14 protein-coding genes are annotated in these 16,621 nt (G+C 67.2%); 2 read left to right on the top strand and 12 right to left on the bottom strand.

The window, feature by feature from the left end; translation table 11 throughout:
• Nucleotides 1-3: 3 nt before the first annotated feature.
• Nucleotides 4-2,595, bottom strand: a complete 2,592-nt coding sequence (locus GQ464_RS00220; RefSeq protein WP_166975187.1) for a TonB-dependent receptor domain-containing protein — start codon at nucleotides 2,593-2,595, stop codon at nucleotides 4-6.
• A gap of 286 nt (nucleotides 2,596-2,881) precedes the next feature.
• Here GQ464_RS00220 and GQ464_RS00215 point away from each other — a divergent pair, with 286 nt between their 5' ends.
• Both GQ464_RS00215 and uxuA read left to right on the top strand, forming a co-directional pair.
• The gene (locus GQ464_RS00215; protein WP_228350457.1) at nucleotides 2,882-3,718 is read left to right on the top strand and encodes a polyphosphate kinase 2 family protein; all 837 of its coding nucleotides are present in this window, start codon (nucleotides 2,882-2,884) and stop codon (nucleotides 3,716-3,718) included.
• Nucleotides 3,719-3,751: 33 nt separating this feature from the next.
• Complete coding sequence (gene uxuA, locus GQ464_RS00210) at nucleotides 3,752-4,954, top strand: mannonate dehydratase (RefSeq protein WP_166975181.1); 1,203 nt, start codon at nucleotides 3,752-3,754, stop codon at nucleotides 4,952-4,954.
• Between the two features lie 10 nt (nucleotides 4,955-4,964).
• On the opposite strand, the gene GQ464_RS00205 is transcribed toward uxuA, so the two are convergent.
• The 11 genes from GQ464_RS00205 to GQ464_RS00155 all read right to left on the bottom strand — a co-directional run bounded on the left by GQ464_RS00205 (nucleotide 4,965) and on the right by GQ464_RS00155 (nucleotide 16,618).
• Nucleotides 4,965-5,972, bottom strand: a complete 1,008-nt coding sequence (locus tag GQ464_RS00205) for a TIGR00341 family protein (RefSeq protein WP_166975178.1) — start codon at nucleotides 5,970-5,972, stop codon at nucleotides 4,965-4,967.
• Between the two features lie 20 nt (nucleotides 5,973-5,992).
• Entirely contained in the window at nucleotides 5,993-7,747 is a 1,755-nt protein-coding gene (locus tag GQ464_RS00200) for a sodium:solute symporter (protein ID WP_166975175.1), read from the bottom strand.
• Nucleotides 7,748-7,917: 170 nt separating this feature from the next.
• Nucleotides 7,918-9,453 carry an MDR family MFS transporter gene (locus GQ464_RS00195; RefSeq protein ID WP_166975172.1) on the bottom strand — a complete coding sequence of 512 codons (1,536 nt, stop codon included), beginning with the start codon at nucleotides 9,451-9,453 and terminating at the stop codon, nucleotides 7,918-7,920.
• A 6-nt stretch (nucleotides 9,454-9,459) separates the two neighbouring features.
• The gene (locus tag GQ464_RS00190; RefSeq protein WP_166975169.1) at nucleotides 9,460-10,428 is read right to left on the bottom strand and encodes a VOC family protein; all 969 of its coding nucleotides are present in this window, start codon (nucleotides 10,426-10,428) and stop codon (nucleotides 9,460-9,462) included.
• A gap of 36 nt (nucleotides 10,429-10,464) precedes the next feature.
• Nucleotides 10,465-11,271 (bottom strand): cyclase family protein, encoded by an 807-nt coding sequence (locus tag GQ464_RS00185; RefSeq protein ID WP_166975362.1) that lies wholly within the window; start codon nucleotides 11,269-11,271, stop codon nucleotides 10,465-10,467.
• A 29-nt stretch (nucleotides 11,272-11,300) separates the two neighbouring features.
• The gene (locus GQ464_RS00180; RefSeq protein WP_166975166.1) at nucleotides 11,301-12,218 is read right to left on the bottom strand and encodes a helix-turn-helix domain-containing protein; all 918 of its coding nucleotides are present in this window, start codon (nucleotides 12,216-12,218) and stop codon (nucleotides 11,301-11,303) included.
• Nucleotides 12,219-12,231: 13 nt separating this feature from the next.
• Nucleotides 12,232-13,770, bottom strand: coding sequence for a GMC oxidoreductase (locus GQ464_RS00175; protein WP_166975163.1), 1,539 nt, complete (start codon nucleotides 13,768-13,770; stop codon nucleotides 12,232-12,234).
• On the bottom strand, nucleotides 13,767-14,765 hold the full coding sequence (locus tag GQ464_RS00170; RefSeq protein ID WP_166975160.1) for a sugar phosphate isomerase/epimerase family protein: 999 nt from the start codon (nucleotides 14,763-14,765) through the stop codon (nucleotides 13,767-13,769). The genes GQ464_RS00175 and GQ464_RS00170 overlap by 4 nt, the downstream gene beginning before the upstream one ends.
• 23 nt (nucleotides 14,766-14,788) lie before the next feature.
• Nucleotides 14,789-15,190, bottom strand: coding sequence for a C-glycoside deglycosidase beta subunit domain-containing protein (locus GQ464_RS00165; RefSeq protein ID WP_166975157.1), 402 nt, complete (start codon nucleotides 15,188-15,190; stop codon nucleotides 14,789-14,791).
• Nucleotides 15,191-15,193: 3 nt separating this feature from the next.
• Nucleotides 15,194-15,583, bottom strand: coding sequence for a C-glycoside deglycosidase beta subunit domain-containing protein (locus GQ464_RS00160; protein WP_166975154.1), 390 nt, complete (start codon nucleotides 15,581-15,583; stop codon nucleotides 15,194-15,196).
• A gap of 42 nt (nucleotides 15,584-15,625) precedes the next feature.
• Nucleotides 15,626-16,618 carry a sugar phosphate isomerase/epimerase family protein gene (locus tag GQ464_RS00155; RefSeq protein WP_166975151.1) on the bottom strand — a complete coding sequence of 331 codons (993 nt, stop codon included), beginning with the start codon at nucleotides 16,616-16,618 and terminating at the stop codon, nucleotides 15,626-15,628.
• Nucleotides 16,619-16,621 lie beyond the last annotated feature (3 nt).

Below are 16,621 nucleotides of genomic sequence, written 5' to 3'. Positions count from 1 at the left end.
AACTCAATCCATCTCGACGGGCTGGAAGTCGCCCCCGCCCTCTTCCGGGCGTTGCATGGGGCGACGGTTCTGCCGGTCCGCCTGGCCGAACGAGTAGGTGAACGTCAGCCCGACGGATTGTGCGCCGAACTCACGGGTGAACTCGTTGTACAGGTCCGGCTGGTCGATGATGCCGCGGAAGCCGGCCGTGCCGAGCACGTCGCGGGCGCGGAGGGTGAGGCTGGCCCGGCCCCGGAGCAGTTCCTGTCGCAGGGCCACGTCGGTCCACGAGAACGAGCCCATACGCCCCTGCTCGGTGTCCATCGGGGCCCGGTAGCGCACCGTCGCCTGCAGGTCCAGGTCGCCGCCGAGGCCGAAGACGTCGCCGAGGCCGTAGCTCAGGTTGAGGCGGCCGCCCCAGCCGAAGGCGTTGTTCTGGAACGTGGCATCGACGTTGGAGCCGTCGGTGACCATGCGGAAGCCCTCGAAGCTGACGTAGCCGCTCAGCCCGTCGAGCAGCGCCCGGGCGTCCAGGGAGGTGATCAGCTCGACGCCGGAGGAGCTCGACGTGGCGAAGTTGCCGAACGTGCGCACCGTCACGCCGTCGTCACGTACCTGCTGGTAGAAGCGGATTACGTTGGTCGTCCGGCGGTAGTAGGGCGTCAGGGTGAACGAGCCCCAGGGGGTGAACTGCACGTAGCCCAGCTCGAAGGCGTCGATGTACTCGGGCTGCAGCGACGGGTTGCCCACGCGGATGTTGAGCGGGTCGTCGAAGCTGGGGAACGGGTTCAGGGACCAGGTGCGCGGCCGGTTGATGCGGCGGCTGTAGCTCGCCCTCAGCGTGGTGGTTTCGGAGATTTTGTACGTCAGGAAAGCGCTCGGGAAGAGGCTCTGGTAGTCGTTGTCGAACGACTCGTTCGTGTTTTGCAGGGTGAAGGTGGTGTTGGCCAGTTCGGCGCGGAGGCCGGCCTGTACGCCGAGGGCGCCCCACTGGCGGGCGAGTTGCAGGTAGGCCGCGTGGATCTGCTGGTCGTAGTCGAACGTGTTGATCAGGCCTTCGTCCGGCGTGAGTGGCTCCTCGCCTTCGGCACTTTCGGCGTACAGGTCCGAGTACAGGGACTCGAGGTCGCCCTTGTAGCCGGCCTCCAGGCGGAAGGGGCCCAGGGGGCGCACGTAGTCGATCTGGAGGGAGAATTCCTGGTCCTCGCGGTCGGTGTAGGCGTTTTGCCGTTCGAGCAGGTCGCCGCTGTCGCCCAGGCGTTCGGTGAACAGGTCTTCGTTGTTGTTGGCCGAGGCGTCGAAGCGGGCTTCGATGGAGAGGGTGTGGCTGGAGCCGTTATTGCCCGGCGACGGGGCCGGTCCCCGGCCGCCGAAGCCGCCCCACCGGCCTCCCCGGAAGCCGCCTCCTCCGCCGCCGCCGGCCCGGCGCGTGGAGACGCCGGAGAAGCTGTGTGTCAGGCCGAGGCGGAAGTCCGCGTTCCAGCCCTCCCGGCCTTCGACCGTCAGGCGGCGGTTGTGCTGGAACGGGCTCTGCGCGTCGTCAAGCACGAGGAAGTTGGTGAACTCCTGCTGCGTTTCGTTCCGGAAGCCGGCCTGGGCCGAGGCGTTGAGCGTGGTGCGGGCGGAGAGCTGGTAATCGCCCGAGAGGCTGACCAGGTGAGACGTCTCGTCCTCGTTCTCGTCCTCGTCCTGGTCGAAGTAGGTGAGCGGATCGGTGTAGCGGTTGATGCGGAAGCTGCTGCCGCCCCCGCCGCCCTTTTCCTGGCGGAAGCCGTAGGTGAGCGCCAGGTTCAGCGGGCCCCGGCCGTAGGTGAACGTCCCGCTTGCGTTGTACCCTCCCCGGGAATCCCCGCCGGCGACCACGGTGCCGCCCAGGCCGAGCTCGGCCTCCTGTTTGAGCACGATGTTGATGATGCCGGCCATGCCCTCGGGCTCGTAGCGGGCCGAGGGGTTGGGGATCACCTCGACGCGGTCAATCGACCCGGCCGGGAGCTGGCGCAGGTAGGCGGCGATGAATTCGGAACTGACCGGCGCCGGGCGGCCGTTGATCAGCACGGCCACGTTGCCGCTGCCGCGCAGGCTGATGTTGCCGTCCACATCCACGTCGATCGACGGGATCGTCTCCAGCACGTTGGTGGCCGTCCCCCCGATCGCAACGGGTGCATCCGCCACGTTGTAGACGGTCCGGTCGATCTGGATCTGCATGGGGGTCCGCTCGGCGGCGACCTCCACCTCGTCCAGCACCTGCGTGTCGGTCACCAGGCGGATCGTACCCAGGTCGATCTGCAGGTTGCCGGGTTCGACCGCGACGTCCGGGATCGTTTCGGTCGCGTACCCGACGAAGCTGACCGTGACATAGTACCGGCCGCTCCGGATGCCCTCGAGGCGGAAGCGCCCGTCCTGTTCGGTGATCGTCCCCGTGACGAGGGAGGAGTCTGCCGCACGCCAGAGGCCGACGGTCGCCGAAGCGATCGGTTCGGCGGTCTCGGCGTCCAGGACGGTGCCGCCGATGCTGCCGCGAGCGGCGCCGTCCTGCGGCCGGCCCTGGCCGTGTGAAAGGCCGGGCAGGATCAGGAACGCGCTCGTGAGGGCGAGGAAGAGGTATCGCGCTTTCATATGTTTGGTCGTTATGGTCTTGCAAAGGAAGGGGTTGTGGCGTATTCGCCGCTCATGGTTTCCGGCGGGGCACATGCTACCGGGTAAACGGAGCACCGGGGTTTCGGATGCAGCGCATGGGCCCAACTGCACGCGTGCGTCGTGAGCTGCACGGATGCGTCACGAATGCCGGCCGCCTGCCGTCGTCACGGGGGCGTCGGCCCCCGGCGTGGGCGGCTCGACGCTGCCGGGCTTTTTGGTTATCTTCCCGCCGGACCCGCCCGCACGACGAACCCGCGCCGCCGCCGTGAACGAACACCCTCTCGACATCGACTACGACCGTTACCGTGTGCCGCCCGGTGGCGGCTTCCGGCTGTCCTCGATCGCTTCCGACGACACCCAGGGCATGGACGACAAGGACGCGGCCCGGGCGACGCTCTCGGCGCTGCGCGAACGGCTCTCGTCGCTCCAGGAACGGCTCTACGCCGAGGACCGGCAGGCGTTGCTGCTGGTCCTGCAGGCCATGGACACGGGCGGCAAAGACAGCACGATCCGCAGCGTCATGAAAGGGGTCAACCCCCAGGGCTGCCGCATCTACGGCTTCAAGAAGCCGACGCCGCAGGAACTCGCCCGCGACTTCCTCTGGCGGGTGCACCAGCGCGTGCCGCCAAAGGGCCACATCGGGATCTTCAACCGCTCCCACTACGAAGATGTGCTCGTGGTGCGCGTGCACGGCCTGGTCCCGCCGGAGCTCATCGAGAAGCGGTACGACCACATCAACGCTTTTGAACGTCTCCTGCACGACCACGGTACGCGCGTCGTCAAGGTGTACCTGCACATCTCGAAGGACTACCAGCTCGAACGCCTGCGCCGGCGGCTGGAACGGCCGGATAAGTGGTGGAAGTTCAACCCGCAGGACCTGGAGGAGCGCAAGCGCTGGGACGACTACATGCGGGCCTATGAGCTGGCCCTGAACCGGTGCTCGACGCCGGAAGCTCCGTGGTACGTCGTGCCGGCCGAAAAACGCTGGTTCCGCAACCTGGTCGTAGCGCGACTGCTCGTCGACACGCTCGAGGCCATGAGCCCGCAGTACCCGCCCCCGTCCTTCGACCCGGCGGACTATCCACCCGCGTCGCTACGGTGAGGCCCGTAGCGACCCGCACCAGCACGCAACGGCATGTTACCTTCCTGGCGATGGTTCGGTCCGGACGACCCGGTGACGCTGGCGGATGCCCGCCAGGCCGGGGCGGTGGGGATCGTCTCGGCCCTGCACGAGATCCCCGCGGGTGCGGTGTGGCCCGTGGAGGCCATCCGGGCCCGCCGCCGGCAGATCGAGGAGGGGCCCGGCGATGCGCCGCTGCGCTGGGTCGTCGTCGAGAGCGTGCCCGTGCACGAGGCCATCAAGACGGGCGGGCCGGACCGCGACCGGTACATCGACAACTACCGGCAGACGCTCCGTAACCTGGCCGCCTGCGGCCCACGCATCGTCTGCTACAACTTCATGCCGGTGCTCGACTGGACGCGGACCGACCTGGCGTTCCCGTTGCCGACCGGGGCGCTGGCGCTGCGCTTCGACCGGGTCGCGCTGGCCGCCTTCGACCTGTTCATCCTCCGCCGGCCCGGCGCCGCCCGCGACTACGACGAACCGCTGCGGCAGGCGGCGCGGGACCACTTCGAAGCCCTGACCGGAGCCGGCCGCGAACGCCTGGCGCGAACGATCCTGGCCGGGTTGCCGGGCGGGCACGCCGCCTATGACCTCGAGGCCTTCCGGGCCGCGCTCGCGGCGTACCGGGAGGTCGGGGAGCGGGAACTGCGGGCGAACCTGGCCTACTTCCTCCGGGCCGTCGCGGACGTGGCGGAGGAGGTGGGGGTGCACCTGGCGATCCACCCGGACGACCCGCCGTATCCGCTGCTGGGCCTGCCGCGCGTCGTCAGCACCGAAGCCGACCTTGCGGCCGTGCTGCAGGCGGCCGACACGACGGCCAACGGGCTGACCTTCTGCACCGGCTCGCTCGGCGTGCGCCCGGAGAACGACCTGCCCGGCATGGTGCACCGCTTCGGCCGCCGCATCCACTTCGTCCACCTGCGCAACATACGGCGGGAGCCCGGCGGCAGCTTCCACGAAAGCGAGCACCTGGCGGGGGCGGTGGACATGTACGCCGTCGTGCGGGCCCTCGTCGAGGAGGAGCGGCGGCGCGTGCGTGACGGCACGCCGGGCGTCCCGCTGCCGATGCGGCCGGACCACGGCCACCGCCTGCTCGACGACCTGCGCAAGCCCGCCAGCCCCGGCTATCCGGCCATCGGGCGGCTGCGCGGCCTGGCCGAGCTGCGTGGCCTGGAGCACGGAATCGGCGGAGGCGCCCGAGAGCCGACGGCGTGACGGGGAGGCTTCAGCGCCCGGCCGGAAGCTTCACGTCCGGCGACAGGAGGATGGCGGCCACCAGCAGGGCCAGCGCGAGCACCCACAGCCCGATGGCGAGGCGGGTCGCCTTCCTGGCCTGTTCCGCCTCGAACCAGCGCATCGGCCGGATGCCCTGTACGAGGAAGGTCGCCACGGCCGCCAGGTTGATGGAGACGACGTTGGTCAGCAGCAGCAGGGCCGCCCCGTAGGCGGCGTCCCACCGGCCCGCGCCGAGCAACATGCCGAGGGCCACCAGCGGCGGCAGCAGCGCCACGGCCACCATGACCCCGATCAGGGCCGAGGGATAGCCGCGCGTCATGGACAGCGCCCCGGCTACGCCCGCCGCCAGCGCCAGCAGCAGATCGCCCAGTTGTACCTGCGTGCGGGAGGCGATCTCGGCCGCCTGCAGGTCCACCTCGAACACCAGGCCGGCCCCGACGGACAGGGCCAGCCCCAGCAGCAACCCGAGGACGTTGATCCGGAACGCCCGGCCGAGCAGGTCCCGATCGCCCAGGGTGGTACCCAGCGCCAGCGCAATGTTGGGACCGATGAGCGGGGCGATGACCATGGCACCGATGACGATGGCCACGCTGTCGCGCAGCATGCCCCCGGCGGCTACGATGGTCGAGAGCACCACCAGCGCGTAGTGGGCACCGGTCACGCTGACGGCATCGTTGACGTCCTCGTAGAGCTCGTCCCGGCTGATGCGGCCGGGACTGCTCGACGGTGGCGCCTCGTGCTCGCCGGGCGTCTCGAGGCGTGGCACCGTTGCCTCGACCGGCAGCAGCACGATCCGGTGGTCCGGCCGCAGCCCGGCCTCTTCGTGCAGCCATTCGGTGAAGCCCTCGGCACGGTCGGCGTCGAGGAGGATGCGGACGAGGACGTCACCGGTAGCCAGGGGCAGCCGGTTCTGGTGGGCGATCCCGTGGGTGTCGGTGACGTCGGCCGGCAGGGTGAAGCCAGCCGGTGCCGTGAACTCGACGAGGCGAAGGGCCATGGGTGCAGCCGGGACGGAGACTAGCCGGTAAAGTACAGGTAGGCCGCCAGGATCATCGCCAGCACGAGCGCGGAGGCCGCCACGTCGACCCAGCTCCAGCTGGCCCGGCTGCTGGCCCGGTCCTCGGCGGAGAGGGTACCGTAGGTCAGCCCCGCGATCTGCGCATAGTCGGGCGGGGCCGTCAGGTAGCTGACCGCGACCATCACGAGCACGCAGATCAGGAAGATGCCCAGGCTGTAATACTGGAAGAAGATGTTGTTGACGATCCAGAGGAAGGAGCCTTCCGGGTAGGAGAACCCGTCGATCAGGGCGACGGGAGTGTCGACGGCCAGGCGGAACAGGCCCAGCGCGAACCCGACGATCAGGGCGGCCAGGCAACCGTGCCGGTTCAGGCGTTTGTTGAACACCCCGAGGAAGAAGACCACGAAGATGGGCGGGGCCAGGTACGCCTGCACGCCCTGCAGGTAGTCGTAGAGCCCGCGCCCTCCCTGAATGACCGGGATCCACGCCAGCCCGATCAGCACCATCACGACCGTGGCCACCCGCCCCATCCAGACCAGGTGTCGTTCCGAGGCTCCCGGGTGGAGACGGCTGTAGAAGTCCATCGTGAAAAGGGTCGAGGAGGCGTTGAACACCCCGGCGAGCGAGCTCATCAGCGCCGCCAGCAGGCCGGCGACCACGATCCCGCGCACCCCGACCGGCAGGACGTGGGCCACCAGCAGGGGAAAGGCGGCCTGGGCGTTCTCCCGCACCAGCTCTCCCTGTTCATTGAAGAGGGCCTCCTGAAAAGCCGGTACCTGACCCGATTTGGCCAGCGCGAACGTGATGATGCCCGGGATGATGAAGATGAAGACCGGCAGCAGTTTCAGGAAAGCCGCCGCGATGGCTCCCCGCCGCGCCTCCGTTTCGTTGGGGGCTCCCAGCGCCCGCTGCACGATGTACTGGTCCGTCGTCCAGTACCAGAGGCCGATGATCGGGGCGCAGAAGAGCATGCCCACCCAGGGATATTGGTCGTTGAAATACCAGGCCATCTCGCCCGGGCCGAGGACGGGGGCCCAGGTGGGGGTGAAGCCTGCCGGCACGAGCGGCTTCCAGAGGTCGAACATCTCGGAGCCGGCGATCTCGTAGAGCCGCTCCCACCCGCCGACGGCCTTCAGGCCGTAGACCAGCACCAGGAACGAGCCGCCCACCAGGATGAGTGTCTGCAGGGCCTCGGTGTAGGCGACCGCCCGCAGGCCCCCCAGCACCGTGTAGACCCCGGTGAAGACGATCACCAGGACCGAGCCCAGCCAGAAGCTGTTCATGCCCAGGAAGTGCAGCTCGGGCATCAGCACGCTGAAGACGACCCCGCCGGCGAAGATGCCCACGGCGATCTTGGTCAGCACGTAGGCCACGAGCGAAATGAGCGACAGCAGGGTCCGGGCCGGCGGCGAGAAGCGACGCTCCAGGAATTCGGGCATGGTGAAGACCTTCGAGCGCATGTAGAAGGGCACCATGACCCAGCCCAGCACCAGCAGGCACCAGGCGTGTAGTTCGTAGTGGGCCAGCGCCACACCGTCGGTTGCGCCGGAGCCGGCCAGGCCCACGAGATGCTCGGAGCCGATGTTGGAGGCGAAGATGGAAGCCCCCACGATAAGCCATCCCAGGTGGCGGCCGGCGAGGAAATAGTCGGTCGTCGTGTCCGTCTTCTGCCGGATGACCCACCAGGCCAGGCCCAGGATGACCAGGAAGTATCCGGCGATCACGATCCAGTCGATGGTTGCAAGCACGCTCATCGATGCGCTCTCCGGTTGGGTCGGGGGGAGACAAACCGGGGCAAGATAGCATTTCCGGACAGAAAGCAACACCTTGTCCCGCGTGACTTCGGGAAAACGGCCCGGTGTGCGCACACCCCGTCCGGTCCGGAGCAGGAGCTCCACGGTGAGGCGTGACGGTCCCGGGCGACTCAGGCCGCCGCGGGCTCGGAAAACGTCTTCCGGAGCGGCAGGTCCGGCACGAACAGCGTGAACACCCAGCCGGTCGCGACGAGCAGGAGCGCCAGCGTGAAGACGCGGCGGATGGCGAGGGCGTAGACCTCCCGGATCGCGTCCGGCGGTGGTCCCGCCGGCGTCCCGGCCAGCCCCTCGCCCACGCGGACGGAGACGTCCGGGCCGAGGGCTTTCACGAGGGTGAGGGCCAGGACGGTCCCCAGCGCGGCCGTTCCGACGACCCCGCCGATCTGGCGGAAGAACTGGATGGCGCTCGTGGCCTGGCCCAGTCGGCGCGCATCGACGGCGTTCTGCACCGCCAGCGGAAAGAGCGGCAACGTGGGGCCCAGGCCCAGCCCGCAGATGATCATCAGGGCGACGACGGCCCAGAAGGGCGTTGTGGTCGAGAGCTGCGTCAGCCCGGCGATCCCGGCGATGACGACGAGGCCGCCGCCGACCATGAAGGCCTTGTAACGCCCTACACGGGAGACGATCTGGCCGCTCACCGTCGAGCCGAAGACGATGCTCAGGGAGAGCGGGATGAGCGTCGTGCCGGCCGCCGTGGCGCTCGTGCCCAGCACGCCCGTCACGTAGAGGGGCAGAAAAATGGTCAGGCCGAGGAAGCCGGCGCCGTGGAAGAAGACGGCGCCGACAGACGCGGCGAAGATGCGCCAGCGGAACAGGTCGAGGGTGATCAGCGGGTGCTCGGCGCGGCGTGTCCGCAAGACGAACAGGAGCAGCAGGACGCCGGCCGCGCCCAGCAGGGCCAGCGTGAAGGGGCTCGTCCAGGGATGGGCCGTCTTGTCGATCTGGAGGGCCAGCACGAACGGGACCAGCCCGCCCACGAGGAGGAGGGCACCGGCCACGTCGAGCCGCCCGCGGTGGGCGGGTTCCAGTCGCGGCATATGCCGGAGGACGAACCAGAGGGCCAGGAGGCCGAAGGGGAGGTTCACGTAGAACACCCATCGCCAGCCGGCTACGCCGGGCAACAGGGCGTCGCCATGGTCGGCGAAGAGCCCGCCCAGGAGCGGGCCGAGCACGCTGGCGATGCCGAACGTGGCGCCCACGAACCCCTGGTAGCGCCCCCGCTCGGCCGGTGGGAACAGGTCGGCGATGACGATGAACGCCATGGCGAAGAGGCCGGCCGCTCCGAGGCCCTGCACCGCCCGGAAGACGATGAGCTGGTTCATTCCGTCGCCCAGCACCGGGAGTGTTCCGAACTCCCCGGCGAGGCCGCACAGGGCCGACCCGGCGAGGAACAGGCCGATCGTCCAGAGCTCGATCGTCCGCCGGCTCATGATGTCGGCCAGCTTGCCGTAGACCGGGACCATGGCCGTCGAGGCGAGCAGGTAGGTGGTGGCCACCCAGGCATAGCGCGTCATGCCCTGGAGGTCCTCGACGATGCGCGGCAGGGCCGTCGCCACGATGGTCTGGTCGAGCGCCCCGAGGAACAGGGCGAGCAACACCGCAAGCAGGGTCAGGGCACGGTCCTGGGGCGAGAGGGGAGCGGGCATGACGTTTCACTCCTGGCGCCGGAAGCTACCGTGCTCAGGTTTGAAGGTTCCATCGCCGGACCAGGGGTTGTAGTTGCCCCAGGCATCGTTCGGGTTGTCCTTGAGGTAGTGGATGTCGGGGCCGTGGTCGGGTGCAAAAACCAGCCGTGCGCCGGCATAGAACTCGAACCGGTTGCCGCCCGGCTCGTCGACGTAGATGAAGAATCCCTCGTCGGCCTGATGGCGCCCGGGGCCCATGGCGAGGCGGTAGCCGCATTCGATGAACCAGTCGCAGGCCAGGAGCACTTCCTCCCGGCTGTCCAGGTTGAAGCAGACGTGGTTGAGAGCGCCCTCGCCAGGTTGCAGGGCCGGATCCGTGAAGATGGCGATATCGTGTGAAAGGTTGCCCACGGTAAAGAGCCCTCCCACCGGCGGCAGGTCGTCGTTGATGCGGATCTCGTCGGGGTTTTTGAGGCCGAGTCCTTTCCAGAAGGTCTTGTCGGCGGGATAGTTGCCCGTGTTGAGCGTTACATGATCGAAGCGCCGGGGGCACACGCCACGACGCCGGTTGCTCGCATAGCGGTCGGCAAAGACGCTCCCGCGCGTACCGGTTTCACGCAACCAGGTGACCTCCCAGAACACCTCGCAGGCGTGTCCGTTGGGCGTGCGAAACCGATAGGCTCGTCCATGGCCCTGCTCTCCTTCATGCCAGCCCTCGCCCAGGCCCAGGGCTTCGATATGGGCTACCACCTCGTCGAGGGCCTCCGGGCTGTCGGCACGCCAGCCGAGATGGCCCAGGCCGGGGGCGTCAGCCTGGGTCAGTTTGAGAGAATGATGGAAATAGTCGCCCCATGCACGGAGGTAGACTGAACCGTCTCCATGTCCGGTGACGTCCAGGCCGACGATCTCCTCGAAGAACGCGACGGAGGCTTTCAGGTCGGTGGTCAGTACCTCGACGTGGGCCAGCTGGGAGAAAAAATGCGGGTTGCGAGCCATGATCGGAACGTAGTTGGGTTGTGGAAAGGTCGATAATCAGCCCGCCGGGGGCGGCGATAGGGTTGCAGGGAGATCCGTTGCTTGTTCGGGCACGAGGGCGACGACCCGGGCCCACCCGGCACTTCCCCGTTCGATCTTGACCGGAAAGCAGGCCACCATGAACCCGTAGGGAGGGAGATGGTCGAGGTTGGCCAGCTTCTCGATCTGGCAATACTCGGCCTCGATCCCGACGAAGTGGGCGGCCCAGATCACGCCCGGGCGCGGCCGACGCCGGTAGGCTTCGACCTGCAGGTGCAGCGGGACGTCCCATCCCCAGCCGTCCGTCCCCATCACACGGATGCCCCGGTCGATGAGCCAGCGCGTAGCCTCCGCGGAGACGCCGACGTGAATGCGGACGTAGTCGGGGTCATAGGCCCGTTTGTCGGCATCGCAGCGGAGCAGCACGATGTCGAAGGGTTTGAGCGTATAGCCGATCGCATCCAGCTTGTGTTCGAGGTCTTCTGGTTCCAGACAGGTTCCCTCGGGCCGGTCGGAGAAATCGAGCACGACCCCATCGTGGAAGAACCAGTCAAGGGGAAGCTGGTCGATGGTGCGGGCGGGGCGGCCGCCGGCCGTTGGATGGTAGTGCCAGGGCGCGTCGACGTGGGTGCCGGCATGGGCTGTCAGCATCAGGACCTCGCCGGCCAGGGCCAGGCCGTCCGGGAAGGCTTCGGGCGTGACATCGCCCAGCAGGGTCCGAGCCATGTTGAGGGCGCCCGTGCGATGATCCTCCCGCTCGATCCGGGTAGGGAGCGGCTCCCGGATGCGCTCGGAGATGGGGAGCGACAGATCAACCAGCCGGATCGGGCAGCGAAGCAGGGTGGACATGGGACTCACGTGAGCGATTCTCGGTATTCGCGCGGGGTCAGCCCGGTCTCCGACTTGAAGAAGCGGGCGAAATTGCTCGGCGATTGTTCGCCGAGCCGGAAGGCGATCTCGGCGATCTGGAGTGACGAATGGCGGAGGAAGTGTTTGGCCTCCATCACCATCATTTCCCGGATCAGGCTCTTGGCCGGGCGGCCTAGCGTGGCGCGGACGCATTTGTTGAGGTGGTTCGGGGTTACGCCCAGCAGGTCGGCATAGGCCTGTACCGTATGGAGTTCGTAGATGTGGCGGGAGAGCGCATCTTTGAAACGCTGGGTGAGGTAGGCTGCGGCGTTCCGGTACCGGGTCGTGCACGTATCCATGCAGCGATCGGCCTCGAAGAGGAGGGCGACGAGGTAGGCCGTCACCAGGTCGAGGTCGGGAGGATCGAGGGTCTGGTAGATCGTTTCGAGTCGCTCGAAGAGGTGCAGCACGGCCTGACGGGTGGCAGGGGGGAACGTCACGACCGGATGAATGGTGAAGTTTAGAATAGCAAAGCGCTGGTCGTCCACGCCCCGCTCGCGTAGCATCTCCGGGTTGAAGTGCAGATAGAAGCCCCGCGCGTCCGGGCTCATATGTTCGTGGGCGGTGATCTGGTAGGCGGGAAGTACGAAGAGCTGGCCGGGTCCGAACGTGTATTTCGTCAGCCCTTTGAAGCGGACCGAAGTGCCTCCGGTGAGGAAGATCATGTCGGTGAAGGCCTTGCGGTGCGGCGGCAGCGGAAACGGCAGGTGGGCGAGATAGTCTTCGATCCGGTTGATGTGGAAACCGCCCCATACCCTGGAAGCGCCCAGGGGACCGCCTTCCGGGAGGTGGTGGAAGCGGTCGAGGGTCTGCATCGTCAGGGTGGGCACGTCGGGGCCGGTGGGGGGACGGGTCGATGGCATGGGGCTCGCTCGTTCAAAGAAGTTCGGCGGCATGGTCGCAGGCCAGCACGGCCAGCGCTACGCTGTGGAGGGTGGGGTTGGAGGCTGTGGGCAGCGGGATCACCCCGTTGCCGCCCACGAACAGGTTCTGGAGTCCCCACACCCGGGAGGACGGATCGCAGACGGACGTACCGTCATCGACTTCGCCCATCCGGACCGTGCCGCAATAGTGCAGCGAGCTGCCCGGCGGCATCAGCGTCTGCCGTCCCTCCTCGAGAATACGCCCGAAAGCCGCCACCACGCGGGCCTGCTCTTCACGGGCCGCCTCGATGGCTTCGAGGTCGTACTCGGTAAGGCTGTAGGAAACCGTCATGGCGGGCATGCCCAGGTGATCGGTGCGTTCGTCGGAGAACACGATCCGGTCTTCGGCCCGCATCTCCTTGAGCGGTCCCCATCCGAGCCCGACGATGTGCCGGGGATCGCGCTCGGAGCGGGTCTGGAGCGGGGAGACGTCCATGTGCATGATCTGGCCGTGGAACGGATGGGAAGGGGCCTCGAAGGGAACCCAGAAGACGCCGATCGTGGGATCATCACGGGCCGCCGGGTCATAGGCCGGAGCATCCTCGGGGTTGACCAGATCGGGCCGCAGTTCTACGAACGTAAAGATGAACGGGTGTTCATTGAGATAGCGCCCGAGAGCGGGCGGGCGGATGCCAGAAGCCCACAGGAGTTGCGGCGTTCGGAACGAGTCGGCGGCCACGAAGACGACGCGGGCTTCGATGGTTTCTTGCACTCCGGTTCGGAGATCCTCCACGACGGCTCCCCGCACGCGGTCCCGGTCTACCAGCAGCATGCGGCAGAGTGTTTCGGACCGGATCGTGATGGGACCCTCATAGCCGGGCCGGGCCGCCTCGCCCAGGATCGTATCGACGCCGGTCCAGTGGCGACGTCCCTGTGCATCGAGACGGCAGGCCAGGGGCATCCGCTGCACCCTGCGGTGCGGGGGAAGGAGGTCATTGAGGGCCTGGCCCAGCACGCGCAGGATGGCGGCGCCTTCCGGCGTTTCGGGGAAAGCATCCTGCCGCACGTGGAGAAGGCGCTCGGCCATGGTGAGGGTGCGCTCGTAGTCTTCCGGTGCCAGGAACGGGATGCGTTCGCCGTTGCCGGGTCGGGGGCAGGCACAGGTCCAGTGGGCCGCCATGCCGCCTACGTTGCTCGAGAGCGCCGCCGCCGGCATCTCGGTCGCGGCGAGGTCCTCTTCCGTCTCCGCCACGAGGTGCGTGCCCGGACGCGCCAGAAAGTCGGGATGGCGGAGACCGGCCCGGACGGCCTCCGCCCGTTCGGGGACACTCACGGCGGGGTAGGGATGCCGGTAGGGACCCTGGGAGCGAACCTGGGCCTGTTCACGCGCCGTCGCATCCGCGATGTTTTTGACATGCAGCCCGGCCGTCGCCGTCAGGCGCGGGCCGAGATCGAGCAGGAGGATGCGGGCCCGGGGCCGGCGCTCGGAGAGCAACCGGGCAAACGTGGCCCCTACCGGCCCGGTGCCCACGATCAGAACATCGACCTTCATCGCTGCTCTAGGGTCTGTAAAATGGAATGAAGGAGTTCATGATGACGGCGCACCATTTCGAAGCCGGAGTAGGCATCGGTGAAGGCCGTTCCCTCGTATTCACTAGAGATGTAGCCCCGGTAGCCTCCGTCCAGGAACACCCGGAGGATGGTTTCGTGGTCGAACGAAGGTTCACGCCCGTCCGCATCGAAGCCGTAAAACTTGCCGTGAAGGTGCACCGTCCGGGGCACGATCTCGGCCCACTGCTCGGGGGGCTGTCGCCCGCACATGCTCAGCGCCATGTTGAGGCGACCCAACTGCTGGGGAGTGGCGCCGACGGCCGAGGCGCGTTCCCGGAGCCGGGCGAACCGTTCCGGTGCCGGTGCGTCCAGGGCCCAGACTTCCCGGGTGATGGCGAGCACTTCCTCGCTCACCCCGACGGCGCGGAAGCTGTCGAGCAGGGCGGTGGGGAGGGACCGCATGGACGTGCCGAAGTCGGGTATGAAGCCCAGATAGGGTGTGTCCAGTTCCTCGACAAGCGCACGCATGGCGAGCACACGGGGATGATCGACCCCGTAAGGCGTGTGTAGTTCGATCCCCAATCTGACACCGAGCCGCTCGGCCGTTGGAACCAGCTTCCGGTACACTTCCGGCCCGGCGGTCATCTGGACCCGGAGCACGGGAAACCCGAGCCGGGCCGCCACCTCGACCTGGGGGATCAGATAGGCCACCGTCTCATCGGCCGTCATGAGCCGATCCCGCCGGAGACGGACATCCACGTTGGCGCCCAGGCACACCGGCTCGAACGCATACTTTTCCATGAGGCCCCGCACCTCGGCCACCTGTGCATCCGTGATACGGGGAAAGCCGCGCAGAGTCTGGAAGCCGATGATCTCCAGGCCGGGACCGAGGGCGATCTCCCGCGTCCGGGCCAGCAGGTCCTCCAGCGTCCAGGTCCGCGATTGCCACTCGATGGCATACGAGAAGAGCGACGTGGCCAGCTTGATTTCGGACATGGCAGGTGGGGCGTTGAGGAAGGTCATGCAGCCGTGAGGATTCGTGTAACGGTGCTGGAAGCCAGCAACGGCTCCTGGTCGGGGCCGACGAGGATGTAGGGCGGGTAGAGGTCGAGGCGGAGGGTCACCGCGTAGGCCCGGCCCCGCTCCAGTGGAGGAGTACAGGCGAAGCGGAGCGTGGCGGCGTCGGTGATGAAGAGCCATTCGTCGATGAGCCCGGGCATGGCTTCGACCGGATACGTGTGTCCGTTCACGACGATCGTCATGGCCTCCGGGGGGATTGGCCGACCGTCGAGGCTCAACTGAACCTCCATGCACGAGAGCGGCAGCGACCGGTACCAGTGGGAGCGAAAGGCCACGGCACCGCCGGTAGGAGTGGCCGTCAGGGCGTCATCGGCGAGGATGAACTGGTCTAGTGGGCCCATGGATCAGGGAATCTTGATGGTCTTCGTAGCTTTCCGGATCGCCGGAAACGGCAGGTACGAGATGCGCAGGTTGAGGAGCAGGTCGATCGTGTGTTCGCCCGGCGGGAGGCCTCCCTCGCGCCGGATGGTGATCAGGGCCACCTCGCCCATCTCCCAGCGGTCCTCGAAGGTGCGTGCCATCTCCTCGAGGGTGTAGGTGTTGCCGTGGACGGTAACGGTGAGGTTTTCCGGGGCGACCGGCTCCCCGTCGATCTTCACCTGGATGTCCTCGACGAGCGAAAGCCCGACGCCCCGGTAGTAGGGCAACCGTGCCCCGAACTGGAACCCCGTGACACGACCGTTTTCGGTGACGTTGCGTGCCTCCTCGGGCACGATCATATACTTTTCGAACATGGGAATCGGATCGGGTCTACAGGTGAAAGAAGGCGGCAAGCGCTAGCCGATGAGCTGTTCGAGCATCCTCTGATGGCGGCGTACCTGCTCCACACTGTTCACCTCCATGATGTCCTGGATGTGACGGTTGCCCTCGTATTCGGTGCAGATATAGCCGTCGAAGCCGATGTTCTTGAGGGCGGCCACGATCTCATCGTAGGGGATGCTGTATTCGTAGGGTCGGCCATCGAGGCTGTCTTCCAGCATCTCGTAACACTTCCCGTGCACATGCACGATGCGTCCCTCGAACTGTTCGATGCTCCGGGGATTGCTGAAGACGTTGTGCCGCGTCATCATGGCCAGAGCCCGGTCGATCGGGCGATTCGACATCTGCTCTACCTCGGCGATGATGTATTCGGCCAGCACGCCTTTTTCGTGCTGCTCGCAGACGAAAGCGGCGATCTTCTCATCAGCCCCCTCACGGATCATGCGTTCGACGGCCACACGCGGCAGGCGCCGGGTGAAGGCGCCGCCGTCCGGGATGAAGCCGAAGTGCTTCGTGCCCGTCTTCTCCATCACTTCCAGATGCCGGGTCATCCAGGCCGAGTGAAGGTGCCAGGGGGAATGCACCTCGATGCCCAGCTTGATGTCCATCTCCTCGGCATAGGGAATGGCCCGCTCCATGAGCTCCGGCGACGCATTGACGATGACCCGCACCACTTTGCAGCCAAGCTGCCGGGCGAAGTGCAGGTCGCGAAGGACTGACGCTAGCTGCTCGTCCAGCGTCAGGTACCGGCCCTTGTAGGGTTCCAGGTCCAGCATCATGTCGTGCGCTACCGGCTCGACGCCGTACTGCTCCATCCAGCCGAACCATTGTTCGAGGAAGGCCTCGCTCAGTCGGGGAAAGCCGGGAAACATCTGCTCTCCGACGACCTCGATGCCGGTAGCTCCGGCCGCTGCCGCAGCCGCAATGCAGTCCTCGAGCGTCATCTTCCTCAGAAAATATTCCTCCTGATAACTGTAGAGGCTTACGCCTCGCTTGATGGCAGGTCTCATGGT

Origin of the sequence: Rhodocaloribacter litoris, from assembly GCF_011682235.2 — a bacterium.
GTDB lineage: Bacteria > Bacteroidota > Rhodothermia > Rhodothermales > ISCAR-4553 > Rhodocaloribacter > Rhodocaloribacter litoris.
This window is presented reverse-complemented; position numbering and strand designations above follow the sequence as displayed.